We start from the raw sequence: 15,336 nt of genomic DNA on the forward strand, positions 1-15,336 counted from the left end.
ATCATCCCTGATTATCGTTTTGCTTCAAGATTGGCCATGCCCAGCTGAGTTTCTCGGGTCACCCAGCATCCTTTGCCATCCGGTATAGTCTCAATCAAATCCACATAGGTGTCAGTGATCCTGATCACCCGTCCCTGATCCAGTCCCATGTGTTGATTGAGACCCACCCGGATGGATTGACCATCAGGAGTCCTGATCAAGGCCCACAACTGTCCCTGCTTGCCAAGTGAGCCCTGCATGCTCAGGCTGGCCAATGAATAGCGCTCCAGTACTTCTTTCTCCCTGTTGGCCACGATCTGGGCGCAATCCGGCTTCACCTTGGCATCCACCTTGGCACTGCTGGTTTCAGGCTGGGGGGCGATGAAGGGGCTGCGCTGATCGCTGAGGTGATAAGCCATAGGGGAAAAGGGCTTGATTTCGGGAAGAGGCTCGATGGGTACTGGTTTTCTGGCCTTGGTTGCGGCCACATAGTTGTCCATGTCGTCCTGCCCACCGCAGGCGGTCAACAACAGGGCAGGCAACAGCACGCAGAGTAGCTTCATTTGGTCTGCCCCACGGTTTTGCCATTGTATTTGTAGGTTTTGGCCAGCATCGACATGGCAATCATGTCACCCTGCTCCTTGCCCTGTCCCGGCGTGAACGATTCCAGGATGACGATACGCGGCAAGGCCGCCATGTCGGCCGTGAACTTGCCTATCTCATGATAAGTGCCCACCACTTCGATTCGCATGGGCAGCTCGGTGGAGAACTCGTGTTTGATCTCGGGTTCCCAATTGATGCGATTCAATTTGAGCCCATTGTCGGTAGCAATGAAACTGATGTCATCCAGCAATCCGGCCACTTCGTGAGTATTCGGCAACTGCTTGAGCTGGGTATCAACCAACTGTTCGAGCTGCACCATCTGCGTCTTGTAGGCACCGAGGTTGGCAGCCAGCATCGCCTTGCTCTCGAACTGCGCCTTGAGCTCGGCCTCCTTGTTGGTCTCCTGGGTCAACAGGGTCAGTGAGTTGGCAATCACGTAGTAATAGATGGCTCCCCCCAGCAAGGCACAGAAGAACAGGATAAAAATCCCCTTGGCCAGCTTGGGCCAACTGGCAATGTTGTTGAGATCCAGTTCGTTGAGCTGTTGTAGATTCATTGCTGCCCCTTAGCCACATCGACCGTGGCACCTGCCGCACCCGCGACCTGGAACATCATGGAGAACTGGCTGAGCGAAACGGGCGCCACATCGGCCGCAAAAATCGTGCTGATCTGCGACTGCCCCAGCCAGCCGGAGCCGTCGATGCGACGCATCATGCTGGCTACCCTGCCATAGGCCTCGGTCTTGCCATTCACATCTATTTGGTTGTTCTGCAAGGCAAGCGTATTGAGGTAAACCCCGTTGGGAACCAGCGAAGGCAACTGGTTGAACAGGCGAACCGGCAGATTGCGGCGCATCTGCAGGTGTTCGATCAATTGCATGCGATCGATCAACTCCTTGCGTCGCTCCTTGAGCAGGCGGATCTCGCCAAGCTGGGCATCGAGGATGGTCATCTCCTGCAGCAAACGCTGGTTGCGTTGCTGCTGATGGCCTATCTGCTGCTCCACCAGCCAGTCGGCGGCAAAACCGAGGGAAGCCGTGATGGCCATGAAGATGCCCAGCATGACCCCGAATTGCTTCTTCTGCCGCTGGGCCCTGGCCTCACGCCAGGGCAGGAGGTTTATATTTGACATGGCGTGAAGCTCCTCAATGCCAGACCCAACGCCGTCATGAACTTGGCACCGTGGACCGCTCCCTCTCCTTTCGGCTTGCCGAACAGGGCAAAGGGATCAGGATGCAATACCTCACAGTTCAACTCGCTGCCGACCTGGGCCGCCAGCCCGGGCAGCAGACTGCCACCGCCGGTGAGCACCAGTCTGGAAAGCTCTCTGTGCCCGGAAGAGCTGCAAAACAGCTGCACGTTCCGCCTGACTTGCTGCAGCAGAGCATTCATATGGGGCAGCAACACATCCAATTCGTGATCAACTGGCAGCTTGCCTTGCAACTTGGCCTGCTCGGCATCATCCAGCGACAGGTTGTAGAAAGAGGCCAGCGCCTGACTATATTGATCGCCACCGAAGTTTTGCAGACGTGAGTAGATAACTTCTCCCTTTACCAGTGCAGCAAAGGTCATGGCGCTCGCTCCGATGTCGATCACGCCGACCGGTTTCTCCCACTCCTGCAGCTCCGGCAAACAGGCAAGCACGGCACGGCCCAGTGCGTGGGCGCCCACATCCACCACCTTGGTGGTCATGTCGGCTTCCGCCAGCGCAGTCACCCGCCCGCTCACGCTCTCGGTGCGGGCCGCACTCAGCAACACTTCGCGGCGCTCCTGATCGTTTACCTTGCCCAGAATTTCAAAATCCAGGCTCACTTCATCAAGGGGAAAGGGAATAAGTTGCTCGGCCTCAAGCTGAACCTGATTCTCCAGCTCGTTTTCACCCAGCGCGGCATCCACCTGAATGACTTTGGTGATCACGTTGGAACCGGTGACGGCAGTCGCAACATACTGGCTGCTACCCGAGATGAGGCGCTTGAGAGCCTTGAGAGACTGGCTGACCCGTTCGATATCCTGCAACTGATAATCGACCAGAGTGCCTTTGGGAGTGGCAACTTCGGCCACCGATTCGAGATGGAGCTTGCCGGGACGACCGGTAATGGTCACGGCCTTGATGGTCTGGCTGCCAAAATCAATACCCGCCAGAGGAAGCAGAGAACCTTTGTTGAATAGCCCAAACATATACACATCCATGCGTTATTGGGTTTTAGGATTGATTGTAGGACAGCTAATCAGAAGATGATGACTTAACTCATCCTAAATGCTCTATCTATCAATGTCATAAAGTTTATGCCGAAAAGTGATACAACTCGCTTTCCGGCTGCCCCTCACCTCCCCTTGGTTATTGAGCCACAGAATGCTAACCTCCCGCCTCTTCTCGAGGAGCCGGGCAGCCGTCAGGAAAACCTCGAATTTCCAGAGGCAAAAGGGCTATACTCTGCGCCCGTTGGCTAATTTTAAGACGATTGGTAGTTCTTCCATGCTGAAATGGCTCGTACGCCTGTTTATTGTCATGATGCTGGGTGCTGTGCTGGGTGTTGCCAGCCTCATCGGTATCTACTTCTACATCAAGCCCCAGTTGCCGGATGTGACCGCGCTGCGCGACGTCAAGCTGGCCACCCCGATGAAGGTGTACAGCCGGGATGGGGAATTGATCTCCCAATTTGGCGAAATTCGTCGCATCCCGCTGCATCTGGATGAAATCCCCCAGTCGATGATCGATGCGGTACTTGCGACCGAAGATGCCCGTTTCTATGAGCACCCGGGGATTGACCCCATCGGCATCATTCGTGCAGCCACCGTCTGGGCTGTCTCCGGTCAGGCTCGCCAGGGTGCCAGTACCATCACCCAGCAGGTTGCCCGCAACTTCTTCCTGAGCAATGAAAAGACGCTGGTGCGCAAGATAAAAGAGGTCTTCTTGGCCTGGCGCATCGAGCAGAATCTCTCCAAGGACGAGATCCTGCAGCTCTATCTCAACAAGATCCCGCTCGGCTACCGGGCATTCGGGGTCGGTGCCGCCGCCCAGGTTTATTTTGGCAAGGAGGTCAAGGACCTGACGCTGGACGAGATCGCCATCATCGCCGGTCTGCCCAAGGCGCCGTCCATGCTGAACCCGATCCGCTCGCCGGAGCGTGCCTTTGCCCGTCGCAACGTGGTACTTGGCCGCATGCTGGAAACCGGCAAGATCACCCAGGCCCAGTTTGACGAAGCGTCCAAGATGCCGGTCAAGGCCCGCTATCACGGTGCCGAGATCACCCTGAATGCCCCTTATCTGGGGGAGATGGTGCGCCAGAAGATGGTGGAGCAGTTTGGTGAAGATGCCTACACCATGGGTCTGCACGTCTACACCACCGTCACCGCCAAGCGCCAGCGCGCCGCCCGGCTGGCCTTGCTCGACGGCGTGTTCGACTACGACACCCGCCATGGCTACAAGGGCGTGACCGCCCAGCTGTGGAAAGCGGGCGAATCCGATTGGGATTATGACAAGATCATGGCCCATCTGGCCAAGCAGCCCACCTATGAGCCGCTGATGGCCGCCGTCGTGACCAAGCTGGCTGACAAGAGTGCGACCATAGTACTGAAAAACGGCAAGCAGGCTGAGCTTGGCTGGAACGGCATCAAGTGGGCACGCGCCTTCATCACCGATGATCGCCAGGGCTTTGCGCCCCGCTCGGCCCGCGACATGCTGAAAGTGGGCGCCCAGATCTGGGTACGGGAAAAGGGTGAAGAGCTGCTGCTCTCCCAGATCCCCGAGGTCAACGCCGCTCTGGTGGCCATGAACCCGCAGGATGGTGCCATCGAGGCGCTGGTCGGCGGTTTCAGCTTTGAGCTCTCCAAGTTCAACCGGGTCGATCAGGCACGCCGCCAGATAGGCTCCAACATCAAGCCCTTCCTCTATGCCACCGCGCTGGAACAGGGCTACACCCTGGCCTCCCTCATCAACGATGCGCCGATCAACCAGTGGGACCCCTCCAAGGGCCCCATGTGGCAGCCCAAGAACTCCCCGGCCATCTATGAAGGCCCCACCTCCCTGCGCCTCGGCCTCGCCAAGTCGAAGAACGTGATGTCGGTGCGCCTGATGCGCGCCATCGGGCTGGATACCTACATCGACGGCCTTACCCGCTTCGGCTTTGCTCGCGATACCATCTCGCCCAACGAATCGCTGGCCCTGGGTGCTGCCGAGTTCACCCCGCTGGAAGTGGTGCGCGGCTACTCAGTCATGGCCAACGGCGGCTTCCAGGTCACCCCTTACTTCATCACCGAAGTCACCGACAGCTTCGGCGCGCCTCTCTATCAGGCCAACCCGGCCGCTGCCTGCCGTGATTGTGGCGTGCTGGCCGCCGCCGGTCTCGACAGTGCGGATGCCTATGCCAATACGGCGCCGGACTGGAAAGCCCAGTGCCCCATCGATCCGGTCGTTCCCGGCAACATGGCACCGCAGACCATCAGTGCCCAGAGCACCTTCCTGGTGACTGATACCCTGACCACCGCCATCTGGGGTGGCAATGGCTGGCGCGGTACCGGCTGGCGGGCAGCGCGCGACCTCAAGCGCCACGATATCTCCGGCAAGACCGGGACCACCAACGAATCCCGTGATGCCTGGTTCTCCGGCTATACCCCGAATCTGGTCGCCACCTCCTGGATCGGTTTTGACAACCACCAGCGTGGTCTGGGCCGGGCCGAATTTGGCGGTGGTGCCGCACAGCCCATCTGGATCGACTTCATGAAGACGGCGCTCAAGCAGGTGCCTGAGCGCAAGATGCCGGTACCGGAAGGGATCATCACGGTGCGGATCGATCGTGAGACCGGCCTGTTGACCAATCGGACCGACGGCAGCAGCACGGAAGAGTTCTTCAAGGAAGGCACCGAGCCGACCCGCTACGCGACACAGAGCTCGGATGGCAATCAGGTGTACGGCGGTGAGGGTTCGCCCACTGATGGCCCCGTCTCCACCGACGATATCTTCTAAACCACCGCAGAAGATAAAAAAACCGGCGCAATGCGCCGGTTTTCTTTTTTGTGTCCCTGCATTGAAGATGCGCAGTTAGCCAAGCAGGCTCTGCATCAAGCGCGAGATACGAGCGGCCAACTCGTTGAAGCAGGGACGGCGCACCGAGTAGTGGCGATAGAGCAGCGCTATGGTACGTCCAGGCACGGGGTCTATCACAGGTCGATAGCTGACGCCGCCCTCTTCGGCATTGGCAGGCACGGCGAGCCTGGGTACCAGCGTCATGCCGCTGCCGGCGGCCACCATGTTGCGCAACGTCTCCAAACTGGTGCCCTTGAAGCGCTGATCCTCGCCGATACCGGCGGCGAAGCAGAATCCCATCGCCTGATCCCGCAGACAGTGACCATCGGCCAGCATCAGCAACTTCTTGCCCTTGAGATTGCTGAGCGGCACCGCCTTGGCCTTGGCCTCCGGGTGCTGCTGGGGCACCGCCAGCCACATGGGTTCCTGATAGAGCGGGATCGAACCAAACCCGTCCATGCCCTCCAGCTCGGCCAGGATCAGGCAATCCAGCTCCCCCTCTTCCAGCCGCTTGAGCAACACCTGGGTCTGCTCTTCATAGAGGTAGAACTCCAGCTTGGGAAAGTGCTCGCGCAGATCCTGAATGATGTGAGGCAGCAGGTAGGGGCCGACGGTAGGAATGAAGCCGATGTGGATTTCACCGGACATGGGCTCGGCAAAGTGCTGGCCGATGCTCTTGAGCTCACGCACCTCTTTAAGCACCTTGCGGGCCTGCTGGGCCATGGCATCACCAGCCGGGGTAAACAACACCTTGCGCGAGGTACGCTCGATCAGGATCACCCCGAGTTCATCCTCCAGCTTGCGCAGCTGGCCGCTCAGGGTCGGCTGACTGACGAAGCAGCGCTCCGCCGCCTTGCGAAAGTGCTTCTCCTCTTCCAGCGCCACCAAATACTCGAGATCGCGAAGGTTCATACATCCAGAATCCTGCCAACCAATGGGGCCATTAGCATGCCCAAGAACGGCGGAGCGAACAAGGGATGGTACAAGAGGGAAAGTCGACAGGCCGATAAAACAAGGAGGGCCCGGATCCAGGATCCAGGATCCGGGCCCGCAGCAGCGAGCATCCAACCCGCCTTACACCCGGAAACGGCGTACCATCTCCTGCAACTGGGTCGCCAGGTGATTGAGGTCGTTACAGGCCTGTGCCATCTGGGTTGCACCGGCGGCCACTTCCTCGGAGGCATGACTGATATTGACCACGTTGCGGTTGAGCTCTTCACTCACCGCACCCTGCTCTTCGGTGGCGGTCGCAATCTGGATATTCATGTGGGAGATGCTCTCCACCGAGCCGCTGATCTCGGAGATGGATGCCCCCGCCTCCCGCGCCGTGCTCACGGTGGAATTCATCATGTCCTGGCTTTGCTGCATGGTGGTGCCGGCCTGCTCGGCCCGCTGCTGCAGTTCGGCGATGATGGTGTTGATCTGGGAGGTGGAATCTTGAGTCCGCTTCGCCAGGGTGCGCACCTCGTCGGCCACCACCGCAAAGCCGCGCCCCTGCTCGCCGGCCCGGGCCGCCTCGATGGCGGCGTTGAGCGCCAGCAGGTTGGTCTGCTCGGCGATCCCGCGGATCACCTCCAGCACCATGCCGATGTTGCGGCTGTCGTCGCCAAGCTGACGGATCACCACGGCGGTGCTCTCGATGGCGCCGGCAACCTGTTCAATACGTTTGATGGAGTCGTTGACGGTGCGAGCCCCCAGTTCGGCGGTGCTGCTGGCGGCACTGGCTGCGCTGGCGGCATCGCTGGTGTTGCGGGACACCTCCTGCACCGTGGCTTGCATCTCGTTCATGGCGGTGGCCAGCTGGTTCAGCTCGTGCTGCTGGCTGTTCATGTTGTTGGCGGACTGGCGCGCCACCGCGCTGATCTCTTCGGCTGCCGAGCTCAGTTGCACCACGGAGCCGGAGACTTCACTGACCAGGGTACGCAGGTTCTTCTGCATCTCGCCAAAGCCCTTGGCCAACTGCCCCAGCTCGTCGTTGTTGAACTGGCTGGCGTCAAGATGGGCCGCCAGATCGCCAGCAGAAACCTTGCGGGTCTGCTCCAGCAGCGCCATCACCGGATTGCGGATCTGGCCGGTCAGCAGCCAGGCCACCACCACCACGAACAGCACTGTGATGAGGCTCACCACGATACTCATGGTGCGCGAGCTGCTGTAAAGGTCGGCCACCGACTTCACCATGCCATCGGCAATCTCGTTGTTGATCTCACGCAGGCGGTAGGATTTGGTACCCACTTCTTCCAGGGCAATCCGGGTCTCGTTCTTGCGCAGGCTCTTCACTTTTTCCAGATCGCCGCTGGCAAAGGCGGCTACCAGCTGCTCGTGCACCGAGAAGTACTTGGCGCCAGCAGCCACCAGCTGTTCATAAGTCTGCTTCTCTTCATCGGTGCTGAAGGGCAACGAGCCGTACTTTTGCGCCGCCGCGTCAAACTCCTGCTTGGCCTTGTTGAAGGTGACGGTACGTTCGCTTACCTCCTGGGCATCCTTGTTGAGGCCGCCAATCACCTGCGCCAGTTCGGAGCGACGGGCATCGAGAATGGCCACGTGCATCTGGCTGGCATAGCGGGTCGACGGCAACAGGTTGCCCGAAATGGTGGCGGTATCGGCATAAAGACGGGACAGCTGAGTGATGGAGAACCACGCCAGCCCCACCACTAGCAGGGCCAATACGGCAAAACCGGCGCTCAACTTCTGACCTATAGACATATTTTTGAACATGATTGGTATCCTTGGCGGCTAGACGCAAGCCTGCGGAGCCGAGCTCCCAGGCTATCCCCATAGAGCATAGCGCGATGATCGCAAGCGGATGATTTTCAAACTGTCCGCTACTGAATATATCGTCTCGCCTGGGGATAGCATGAGCGCCGGACAGGTAGGAAAAATCTGCAACGAGCACCTCGGGCGCTGCACATCCGCCACCGGATACGACCTGCTGTTCGCTCAACGATTCATCATGAGCTGGATCTGGCGAGCAAACGCCTCTGGTTCACCCAGGAAGGAGGAGGCGGACAAGGGGGTGACTTTGTCGCCTTGCACCAATCCCAGGGTCGGGTAGCCCTGTCCGCCGAGAAGGCGCATCCAGCGCTGACTGTCGGCCAGATGGCTCGCCAGGTCGGCCTGCTGGTAGGCCTTCACAAAATCATCCGCGCCAATGTTCTGCTCCGCCGCCAGGCTGGTCAGATGATCGAGAGAACCGATCCAAATGCCATCGCAATAGTGGGATTGCTGGATGCGGTGCAACAGGCTCAGGCCGTTGCCACCCAGAGCCGTCACCGCCAGGATGGCGCGGATGGGCTGTTCCGAATCGAGCAGCAGACCATCGCGCAGCAGCAGCTCGTTGAAATAGCGCTCGCCGAAAGGCTGGCCGGTCAGCGCCTGGATCCGCTCGTCATGGGGACGGACGTAATCGCGCAGCGCCTGGCCCATCGCCTGCCTGCGCCCGCCAAGCCAGAGACCACCGGCGTGCAGCTCGATGCGCAGTTCCGGGATGGCAGCCGCAGCCTCCAACAGCGGAGCGGCGCCGTAGCACCAGCCACAGAGGGGGTCGTATACATAATGCAGAGTCGTTTCGTTCATGTGATTCACTCGTTCATTCGGCTAAAAAAACCGGGCCCTCGGGCCCGGTAAAAAAACACAGGGAAGTAGGCGTCAGGGGTTTACCACTTCATCTCGCCGGTGTTGACCTTGGCACCGATGGCCAGACCATCGTCGACCGGCAGGGACGGGTAAGCCTTCTTCAGTGCTTCAATCAGCTGGCCGGAGTTCTTGGCTTTGGCCAGCTCCTGCTCAAAGCGCTCTACGTAGTCACGGGTGAAGGTCACGGCGGCGCTGCCTTTGGGAGCAGTCCCCAGGAAGTGACCCGGCACCACGCGCTCGGGCTTCAGCGCCAGCAGATTGTTCAATGCCTTGACCCAGTTGCTGCGAGCAGCCTTGGTCTGGCTGTCAGCCATCCACACGTGCACGCCGCTGTAGACCGGTACGCCACCAAACGCCGTCTTGATGGACGGAGCCCACAGGTAGGCATTCGGGGTGTTCATCTCTTTGATCTCGATCTTCTCGCCATCCAGTGTCAGATGGCTGGCCGTCATCACTTGCGGCACGGTCAGGCTCTTCGGTGCCCCCTTGCCGAGGATGGGGCTCCAATAGCTCAGCTTGGCGTCCTTGGTCTGGTTGATATGGTCGACCACATGCTGGTCCGCCAGCACCTTGACGTCCGGGAAGGCTGCCTTGATGGGCTCCAGACCAAAGTAGAAGTCGGGGTCACCGGCACTGATATAGACGGTGGTCAGCTTCTTGCCGCTCTTCTTGATCATGTCCACCAGCGCCTGGCCGTTTTGTACGTCGAACTGGGCATCGATCAGAATCGCTTCTTTGTCGCCGGTCACCAGGGAGGAGGAGACCGGGAAGATTGCCTTCTCGCCCGGGTTGTAGACGGTCACGGTGAGCGGGGCGGCCATGGCGGCACCGCTCAGCAGGGTGGTGGCCAGGGTCAGGTTGCGGATCAGGGTGTTGTTCATCGGGTATTCCTCATCAAGTCATCAGGGGTTCATCAGATGGACACAGTTTATTGGATCAATTCCGGTACAAATACAGCATAATAAGCGCATCACTGTTGCATTAATCGAGCATATAGAGAGCCTAAAATGGATCGACTGACCGCATTGCGGGTCTTTGTCAGCGTAGTCGAACAGGGCAGCCTGAGCGGCGCCGGGGAGAAACTGGAGATGTCGCGCGCCATGGTGACGCGCTACCTGGCGGAGCTGGAGCAGTGGATGGGGGCACGGCTGCTGCACCGCACCACCCGCCGGCTGAGCCTGACCGGCCCTGGGGAAGAGGCGCTGAACCGGGCCCGTGCCATGCTGGCACTGGGGGAAGAGATGGAGCAGATCGCCGTGCGCGGCGACGAGGCCCCCAAGGGGCAACTGCGCATCACCAGCAGCTATTCACTCTCGGAAGCCTTGCTGGTAGGCGCCGCCAACGACTACCTGGCGCGCTATGCGGGCACCGCCATCGACATCCTGCTGCTGGACCGCACCGTCAATCTGGTAGAGGAGCGGATCGATCTCGCCGTTCGCATCACCAATGACCTCGACCCCAACCTGGTGGCCCGCCGGCTTGGCACCTGTCACTCCGTGGTCTGCGCCAGCCCGGCCTATCTGGCCAGACACCCGACCCCGCACAAGGTGCAGGATCTCGCCCTGCACAACTGCCTCACCTACACCTATTTCGGCAAGAGCCTGTGGGAATTTCAGGGACCGGACGGGCCCGAATCGGTGCCGGTGAGCGGCAACCTCAGCGCCAACATATCCAACCTGCTGCTGGAGGCGACGCTGGAGGGCGCCGGCATCAGCCTGCAGCCCCGCTACTCGGTCCAACCCCACCTCGACACCGGCACCCTGGTGCCGCTGCTGGCGCAGTGGCAGCCCAAGCGACTCGGCGTCTACGCCGTCTACGGCACCCGCAAGCAGATGTCACCGCTGCTACGCAGCTTCCTCGACTTTCTGGTGGAACGCATGGCCGTCGACCCCATGTGGCGAGAGTAGTGGCGGGAACAAGAGACAACGCAAACATGCGAAAGGGGCCAGCAGGCCCCTTTCGCGCATATGTCACACCAATTCGTTGGCGTCAGGCTTCGAAGCCGGTCAGCGGGGCTTCGGCAGGCGTCTCCTGCGTCACGTCCAGATAGATATCCCGGTAGGCCACATAGATGGAGTAGTTGAGCGCCGGGATCACCACCAGCAGACCCACCAGCATCAGCGCCGCGCCGAACAACATCAGGATGGCGGCAATCAACCCCCACCAGAGGAAGGGCCACATGTTGGTCAGGCAGCCTTTGAAACTCAGTTTGGCGGCCTGCAGGATCCCCACATCGTGGAAATAGATGAGGGCGGGAGCGAAGGTGATGGCCATCAGCACCGGGATCAGCAGTGCCAGCCCCAGCAGCAGACAGAGCAGCAGCCCCTGGGCCTGGGCCGCCGTCACTACCAGAGATTCGGGATCCTGGGTCAGCAGGGAGGTGAGCCCCCACATGGAGAGCAGGCCCAGGCAGATGAGGCCGATCAGGCTGAACAGGGCCAGCACCAGCAGCCCCCCCAGCATCAGCGGGGTCAGCTTGTGGCGAAAACCGGAGAAGAAGTCGGCGAAGCGCAGCGGGTTGCCTTCATAACCGTGACGGGCCACCGCCACCCAGCCGGCCCCCCAGACCATGTAAAGCAGCTGGGAGATGAGGCTGCCCGCCGGCAGACGCTCCAGCAGCAGGCCGACCGCAAACCAGATGAGGACCATGGCAACACTGACCCCCATCCCCTTGTTGAAGACATCGAAACCGGATCGCACCCAGACCCAGCCACGCCCGATGGGGTGACGAGCAGGTTCTGCGCGCAGGGGGAACAATCCATTCATAACATTTCCTCGGTTCAAAACGGCTGGTTGCCGATTCTAGAGCCATGGGCCGACCGACTCAATGGCGGGTCACCGCCGAGGCCGGTTTTGCACGTCATGGCTGCTTGTATCAGACGTTACGGTTATCATAAGAGACCCCTTTGCAAGGGGCATTCACTTATTCAAGAGAATCCAAGATGCGTACATCTCACCTGGCGCCAATTCTGCTGGCCTCCCTGTTGCTCAACCTCTGGCAGTGGCAGGCCGACCCTGTCAAACCTCAGCCGGGATCCGACACCGCCAGCCCCGCCAACAACCCGTCGCAATGCGATTCGGCCACCAGCCAGAGCAGCGGCCAGAGCACCGGGCAGAGCCTGCTGGCCAAGCTGCCCGGCAAGGGAAGCCAGAGCGAGCCCGCCCCCGCCCAGGAGGTGCTGCCTCCCAACCCCGAGCTGGAAGCCGCCATCAGCCAGTGGAGCCAGTCGAGCGAAGGATCCGTGCTGATCGAGCGGCTCTATGACGCCGAACAGGGCAGCCAGCTCACCACCGTCTTCGACCGGCTCGACATAGTGGAAGACGTGCGCGGCCAGGTCCAGGAGCAACTGCGCGAGCTCTATCGCCTCGGTTTCGACCATCCCGATGCCTACGAGCAGGAGAGCCAGCGCATCTGGGGCAACCTCAGCAACCTGCTGGGGGAGGATACCCGCACCCGGCTCGAACAGGAGATCTACTCGGGCGATACCAACCGCCTGCTGGAGATCCAGGGTCGCCTGGCCGAGCACGGCGAACTGCTGGCACCGGCCCAGCGCCAATCCCTGACGCGTCTGCTGAGCGAGGCGAACCAGCAGCTGGCCCAGCAAGAGAGCGGTGATGCCGGCACCTATCTGGAGAACCAGCGCGCCTATACCCAGCGGGTACTGGAGAGCAGTCGCAGCTTCCTCAATCCGGATCAGCTCAAGGTGGTACAAGACATGCTGGAGCTGGACCTGGTGCGCCAGGAGGTGTCGGTCCAGATGGAAGCCATCTACCAGCGCTTCCAGCCAGCGTCCTGATTTCGTTACCGTTTCGTTTTAGTCAACCCAGCCTGGAATCATCATGAGAGTCGTTTGTTGTCTATTGTTGCTGCTGGCCAGCCAGTCCGCCCTCGCCGAGGGCTTCATCAGTCGCCTGCTCAACCACCCGGTGCCGGGGGGCGTCGCCGTGGTGGCGCTGGGCAGCGAGGCGCAGGCCCCGACCGCCCGCTATCAGGGCAAGCCGGTGCTGGTGGTGCGTGAAGAGGGCAAGCGCTGGATTGCCATCGTCGGCATCCCCCTCAAGAGCCAGCCCGGCCCGCACCAGTTGCAGGTGAGCGATGGCCGCACCCTCGGCTTCACGGTCGGCACCAAGCACTACAGGGAGCAGCACATCAAGCTCAAGAACAGCCGTCAGGTCAACCCGCTGGCCGAAGACATGACCCGCATCAACCGCGAACTGGCGGAACAGACCCGCGCCTACCAGACCTTCAGCCCGGCTCAGCCGAGCAACCTGCTGTTCGACAAGCCGGTGGACGGGCCGCTCTCCAGCCCATTCGGGCTGCGCCGCTTCTTCAACGGCGAGGAGCGCAACCCCCACTCCGGTCTCGACTTCGCGGTCGGTGCCGGCACTCCCATCAAGTCGCCGGCAGCGGGCAAAGTCATCCTGATCGGCAACTACTTCTTCAACGGCAATACGGTGTTCGTCAATCACGGTCAGGGTCTCATCAGCATGTTCTGCCACATGTCGAAGGTTGACGTGAAACTGGGCCAGAGCCTGCCCCGCGGCGGCATCGTCGGCCGGGTCGGCGCCACCGGCCGTGCCACCGGTCCCCACATGCACTGGAATGTCAGTCTCAACGACGCCCGTGTCGACCCCGCCATCTTCATCGGCGCCTTCAAGCCCTGAGGTCGGTGACCTGTCAGGGGCGCTCAAAACGAAAAAGGCAGCCTAGGCTGCCTTTTTGATGGCCGAATGACCACATATCAGGCGGCGGTGTGCTGGCGCGCCTCCTTGCCCATGGCTCGCCACATCACCAGGACCAGCAGGGTGCTGCAGGTGGGCAATGCCAGCCAGACGCCGGATACCCCCCACAGGGAAGAGAAGCCCCACAGAAAGCCGCCAATCAGCACCAGCTTGCCGCCGGTGAGCAGGGAGGCGATGCGGGCCCGGTTGATGGCCTGGAAGTAGGTGGCCCCCACCAGCAGCAGACCTTCCATCGGCAAGCCCCAGAAGTAGAGCCAGATGCCGAGGCTGGCCACCGGCAAGAGGGCCGCGTTGTCCCCGGCAAACAGGTAGACCACCCCCTCCGGCCACAGATAGAGCGGCAGCATGCCGCACAGGGCCACCAGCAGCGTCACCCCCAGCGCCAGGTTGCGCACCCGCAGCACCCGCGCCCAGTTGCCCGCCCCGGCGTTGAAGCTGGCGATGGGCTGGATGCCCATGGCGATCCCCTCGAAGATGAGATAGAAGAAGGCCTCGCTGTAGCTGATGACGCCGTAGGCCGCCACGTGCAGCGAGGTGCCCACCGCCAGCAGCGCCTTGTTGTGCAGTGCCAGCACCACCGACAGGTAGAGGTACATCAGAAAGCTCGACACCCCGAGTCGCAGCGTCTCCCCCATCAACCGCCAGTCGGGTCGCAGGGTGTCCCAGCCAATGCGCAGCTGGCTGCGCGGGGTGAAGAAGTGCCACAGACAGAGGCCGCCGGTCACCGCCTGGGAGAGCATGGTTGCAATGGCGGCACCCGCCAGCCCCCAAGGGATCACCGCCATCAGCAGGTAATCGAGCAGCACGTTGAGCACGCCGCCCCCCACCAGGATCCAGGTGGTGAGGCCGGGTCGCCCGTCGTTGCGCAGCAGGGCGGTAAACGCCATGGAGAGCACCGCAAACACTCCGAGCCAGGCATACCACTGCAGATAGGCGAAGCCGGCGTCAAAGATCACCCCTTCCGCCCCCATCCAGATCAGCATGGCCTCACCGTAACGAATGCCGATGAAGGCGAGCAACCCAGAAGCGATGAGTACCATCACCAGCGCATTGCCGACGATGTGACGGGCCCTCGCCTGCTCCCCCTTGCCCAGATAAAACGAGGCGAGCGCCGAGGAGCCCATGCCGATCAACGCCCCCACCGCATAGAGCACGGCGCAGATGGGGTACGCCAGCATCATGCCGGCCAGCCCGTCCTGACCCAGAATATGGCCGACGAAGATGCCGTCTATGGTGACATAGATGCCGGTGACCAGCATGGCGGCCACGGTCGGGGTGACGTAGCGCCAGAACAGGCGGGAAAGAGGGGCCGTGCCCAGATCGACTGCGGACATAAAATGCTCAACGGAGGGA

General features: G+C 61.0%; 14 protein-coding genes. 4 read left to right on the forward strand and 10 right to left on the reverse strand.

Translation table 11 applies throughout. The annotated features are described in order from the left end of the window. Nucleotides 1–11: 11 nt before the first annotated feature. From PG899_RS10795 to tapM, 4 genes are read right to left on the reverse strand one after another with little or no spacing between them, the layout of a single operon-like run. Complete coding sequence (locus PG899_RS10795; protein WP_011706967.1) at nt 12–542, reverse strand: pilus assembly protein PilP; 531 nt, start codon at nt 540–542, stop codon at nt 12–14. Next, nucleotides 539–1,138, reverse strand: a complete 600-nt coding sequence (gene tapO, locus PG899_RS10800; protein WP_270697361.1) for a PilO family type IV pilus biogenesis protein TapO — start codon at nt 1,136–1,138, stop codon at nt 539–541. Before tapO ends, PG899_RS10795 begins: the two co-directional genes overlap by 4 nt. After that, nucleotides 1,135–1,713 carry a PilN family type IV pilus biogenesis protein TapN gene (gene tapN, locus PG899_RS10805; RefSeq protein WP_041218444.1) on the reverse strand — a complete coding sequence of 193 codons (579 nt, stop codon included), beginning with the start codon at nt 1,711–1,713 and terminating at the stop codon, nt 1,135–1,137. The genes tapO and tapN overlap by 4 nt, the downstream gene beginning before the upstream one ends. After that, the gene (gene tapM, locus PG899_RS10810; protein WP_024945912.1) at nt 1,701–2,771 is read right to left on the reverse strand and encodes a PilM family type IVa pilus assembly protein TapM; all 1,071 of its coding nucleotides are present in this window, start codon (nt 2,769–2,771) and stop codon (nt 1,701–1,703) included. The genes tapN and tapM overlap by 13 nt, the downstream gene beginning before the upstream one ends. 286 nt (nt 2,772–3,057) lie before the next feature. On the opposite strand from tapM, the gene PG899_RS10815 reads away from it, so the two are divergent. Beyond that, a complete protein-coding gene (locus tag PG899_RS10815) occupies nt 3,058–5,547 on the forward strand; it encodes a penicillin-binding protein 1A (protein WP_190283926.1) in 2,490 nt (829 codons plus the stop codon). Nucleotides 5,548–5,622: 75 nt separating this feature from the next. Here PG899_RS10815 and oxyR read toward each other — a convergent pair whose 3' ends face one another. The 4 genes from oxyR to PG899_RS10835 form a co-directional block, all read right to left on the reverse strand. Then, a complete protein-coding gene (gene oxyR / locus PG899_RS10820; RefSeq protein ID WP_017409206.1) occupies nt 5,623–6,519 on the reverse strand; it encodes a DNA-binding transcriptional regulator OxyR in 897 nt (298 codons plus the stop codon). A gap of 162 nt (nt 6,520–6,681) precedes the next feature. Then, nucleotides 6,682–8,322: a methyl-accepting chemotaxis protein gene (locus PG899_RS10825; RefSeq protein WP_190283925.1), complete on the reverse strand. Its 1,641-nt coding sequence runs from the start codon at nt 8,320–8,322 to the stop codon at nt 6,682–6,684. Nucleotides 8,323–8,544: 222 nt separating this feature from the next. Continuing rightward, on the reverse strand, nt 8,545–9,180 hold the full coding sequence (locus PG899_RS10830; RefSeq protein WP_190283924.1) for a DsbA family protein: 636 nt from the start codon (nt 9,178–9,180) through the stop codon (nt 8,545–8,547). Between the two features lie 80 nt (nt 9,181–9,260). After that, the gene (locus PG899_RS10835; protein ID WP_016351638.1) at nt 9,261–10,121 is read right to left on the reverse strand and encodes a Vmh family MBL fold metallo-hydrolase; all 861 of its coding nucleotides are present in this window, start codon (nt 10,119–10,121) and stop codon (nt 9,261–9,263) included. 126 nt (nt 10,122–10,247) lie between these two features. On the opposite strand from PG899_RS10835, the gene PG899_RS10840 reads away from it, so the two are divergent. Continuing rightward, a complete protein-coding gene (locus PG899_RS10840; protein WP_016351639.1) occupies nt 10,248–11,147 on the forward strand; it encodes a LysR family transcriptional regulator in 900 nt (299 codons plus the stop codon). A gap of 82 nt (nt 11,148–11,229) precedes the next feature. Here PG899_RS10840 and PG899_RS10845 read toward each other — a convergent pair whose 3' ends face one another. Further along, nucleotides 11,230–12,006 carry a BPSS1780 family membrane protein gene (locus PG899_RS10845; RefSeq protein WP_270697362.1) on the reverse strand — a complete coding sequence of 259 codons (777 nt, stop codon included), beginning with the start codon at nt 12,004–12,006 and terminating at the stop codon, nt 11,230–11,232. Nucleotides 12,007–12,182: 176 nt separating this feature from the next. Here PG899_RS10845 and PG899_RS10850 point away from each other — a divergent pair, with 176 nt between their 5' ends. Together PG899_RS10850 and PG899_RS10855 are read left to right on the forward strand one after the other, a co-directional pair. After that, complete coding sequence (locus PG899_RS10850) at nt 12,183–13,037, forward strand: hypothetical protein (RefSeq protein ID WP_190283923.1); 855 nt, start codon at nt 12,183–12,185, stop codon at nt 13,035–13,037. 43 nt (nt 13,038–13,080) lie between these two features. After that, nucleotides 13,081–13,905, forward strand: coding sequence for a M23 family metallopeptidase (locus PG899_RS10855; RefSeq protein WP_190283922.1), 825 nt, complete (start codon nt 13,081–13,083; stop codon nt 13,903–13,905). A gap of 77 nt (nt 13,906–13,982) precedes the next feature. Here PG899_RS10855 and PG899_RS10860 read toward each other — a convergent pair whose 3' ends face one another. Beyond that, nucleotides 13,983–15,317 carry an MATE family efflux transporter gene (locus tag PG899_RS10860; RefSeq protein ID WP_042862742.1) on the reverse strand — a complete coding sequence of 445 codons (1,335 nt, stop codon included), beginning with the start codon at nt 15,315–15,317 and terminating at the stop codon, nt 13,983–13,985. Nucleotides 15,318–15,336 lie beyond the last annotated feature (19 nt).

This window comes from Aeromonas sp. QDB39 (assembly GCF_027707585.1).
In the GTDB taxonomy this organism is placed as follows: Bacteria; Pseudomonadota; Gammaproteobacteria; order Enterobacterales; family Aeromonadaceae; genus Aeromonas; species Aeromonas hydrophila.

Coding starts and splice junctions, on each gene's coding strand:
- PG899_RS10825 (WP_190283925.1), bottom strand. CDS start 8,322: ATGTTCAAAAATATGTCTATAGGTCAGAAGTTGAGCGCCGGTTTTGCC.
- PG899_RS10815 (WP_190283926.1), top strand. CDS start 3,058: ATGCTGAAATGGCTCGTACGCCTGTTTATTGTCATGATGCTGGGTGCT.
- tapO (WP_270697361.1), bottom strand. CDS start 1,138: ATGAATCTACAACAGCTCAACGAACTGGATCTCAACAACATTGCCAGT.
- PG899_RS10845 (WP_270697362.1), bottom strand. CDS start 12,006: ATGAATGGATTGTTCCCCCTGCGCGCAGAACCTGCTCGTCACCCCATC.
- oxyR (WP_017409206.1), bottom strand. CDS start 6,519: ATGAACCTTCGCGATCTCGAGTATTTGGTGGCGCTGGAAGAGGAGAAG.
- PG899_RS10855 (WP_190283922.1), top strand. CDS start 13,081: ATGAGAGTCGTTTGTTGTCTATTGTTGCTGCTGGCCAGCCAGTCCGCC.
- PG899_RS10850 (WP_190283923.1), top strand. CDS start 12,183: ATGCGTACATCTCACCTGGCGCCAATTCTGCTGGCCTCCCTGTTGCTC.
- tapM (WP_024945912.1), bottom strand. CDS start 2,771: ATGGATGTGTATATGTTTGGGCTATTCAACAAAGGTTCTCTGCTTCCT.
- tapN (WP_041218444.1), bottom strand. CDS start 1,713: ATGTCAAATATAAACCTCCTGCCCTGGCGTGAGGCCAGGGCCCAGCGG.
- PG899_RS10795 (WP_011706967.1), bottom strand. CDS start 542: ATGAAGCTACTCTGCGTGCTGTTGCCTGCCCTGTTGTTGACCGCCTGC.
- PG899_RS10830 (WP_190283924.1), bottom strand. CDS start 9,180: ATGAACGAAACGACTCTGCATTATGTATACGACCCCCTCTGTGGCTGG.
- PG899_RS10840 (WP_016351639.1), top strand. CDS start 10,248: ATGGATCGACTGACCGCATTGCGGGTCTTTGTCAGCGTAGTCGAACAG.
- PG899_RS10835 (WP_016351638.1), bottom strand. CDS start 10,121: ATGAACAACACCCTGATCCGCAACCTGACCCTGGCCACCACCCTGCTG.
- PG899_RS10860 (WP_042862742.1), bottom strand. CDS start 15,317: ATGTCCGCAGTCGATCTGGGCACGGCCCCTCTTTCCCGCCTGTTCTGG.